Source organism: Actinomadura rugatobispora (assembly GCF_042656285.1).
GTDB lineage: Bacteria > Actinomycetota > Actinomycetes > Streptosporangiales > Streptosporangiaceae > Spirillospora > Spirillospora rugatobispora.
The window spans coordinates 1-1276 of record NZ_JBHSON010000243.1 but is presented as its reverse complement, the minus strand read 5'-3'; the positions used below and the strand labels follow the sequence as shown (position 1 = coordinate 1276).

Below are 1276 nucleotides of genomic sequence, written 5' to 3'. Positions count from 1 at the left end.
CATGACAGGAACATCAAGAAATGTCGAGGATCCGACCCTTGTCCGGCTTCGCGCGGACTTCCCTGGTCATCGCATCTGGCGCTCGATTCGCTATGACGGCCGACTCGGCGACTGGGTCGCGACCCTGCACGACCCTGCGGAGGGCGTCGATCCGACGGTTATCCGTGACGACGCTGAGGCGCTGCGCACGGCGCTCGAAGGGCAACGGGCCCAGGTCAAGAAGCGCTCTCGGACCCGGTGATGGATGGGGAGGGGCCGTCGATCCCATCACCGGACGGGGCCGCTTCGCAGGATGCGGCCCCGTGGGGGGATGAGAAGGCGGCGCGGTCGGTGGATATCTCCCCGGATGCATCGGCCGCGCCGTCCTTCGCCGATCGCTGGAAGCGGCGTTGGGCGTGTCGGCGGCTGGATCGACTCGCGCGAGAACTGCGGCGCCAAGGCTGGGCTACGGAACGAAGGTACGACCAGGACCCGCCACTACTGCACGTGTTCCCGAAAAGCGCTCCGGTGGTGGGTGACAGCATCTCGGTCATTCGAGGGCCTGGACTGTGGTGGTTCCAGTCGAGTACAGGCGCATGGCTGGGGCAGTGCACCCAACCATGGCGGGCCGCTGAATCCGTCACGGCACTGCTGGGAACGTGGGGTATCACCACGGGCGGTCGTGGGGGTGCGTCGTGACCGCTGATGCACGGTCGGATGCGTCGCCGGCGGCTCTCGCTGTCGAGGAACTGCGCGAGCAGTTTCCGGGGGTACCGCTGTGGTTCGGGCTGCACACCCGGATGTTCTGGGCGCTGGTCCGGGTGGCGGACTCCCCGCGGCTGGTGGAAGCGATCACGCCCCAGGAACTCGCCACGGCGATCAAGGCGCCATGGTGGCCGTGGCCGTCCCAGTGACCGGTCAGAGCTTGATGGCTTCGATGATGCGGCGGGCCGTGTCGGCTGGCTCTGCTTGGTCGGTGTGAACGACCAGGTCGAACGGCACCGCGCCTTTCTGGGATTCGCCTCGTCGTAGGTCTGCGTCGGTCTCGTCCCATGCTCGCAAGCGTGCGGGTGTGTCGACGTCGCCTCGTCGCTGGGAGCGTTCGGCGCAGACCTCGCGGGGTATCCAGAGGCATACGCTCGTCCAGTCCAGCGGGACGGCGGCGCGCAGCTCCGCCAGGTCGGCCAGGTTGCCGATGTGCACGACCGGAACGTGGCCCGTCTCGGTGAGTTCGTCGATGTCGTGGCGGTCGACGGCGTAGCGGTTGCCGTAGCGCTCGGTCTCGACGACCAGGCGC

At 67.9% G+C, this 1276-nt stretch carries 2 protein-coding genes and 1 pseudogene; 2 read left to right on the top strand and 1 reads right to left on the bottom strand.

The genetic code is table 11. The annotated features are described in order from the left end of the window. Together ACFPZN_RS56110 and ACFPZN_RS56105 are read left to right on the top strand one after the other, a co-directional pair. Positions 1 to 241: hypothetical protein (locus ACFPZN_RS56110; RefSeq protein WP_378293608.1), on the top strand; the 241-nt coding region annotated here is incomplete at its 5' end. A 433-nt stretch (positions 242 to 674) separates the two neighbouring features. Continuing rightward, positions 675 to 893, top strand: a complete 219-nt coding sequence (locus tag ACFPZN_RS56105) for a hypothetical protein (protein WP_378293606.1) — start codon at positions 675 to 677, stop codon at positions 891 to 893. A 4-nt stretch (positions 894 to 897) separates the two neighbouring features. On the opposite strand, the pseudogene ACFPZN_RS56100 reads toward ACFPZN_RS56105, so the two are convergent. Continuing rightward, positions 898 to 1276, bottom strand: a pseudogene (locus ACFPZN_RS56100) (guanylate kinase); the annotation flags it as partial.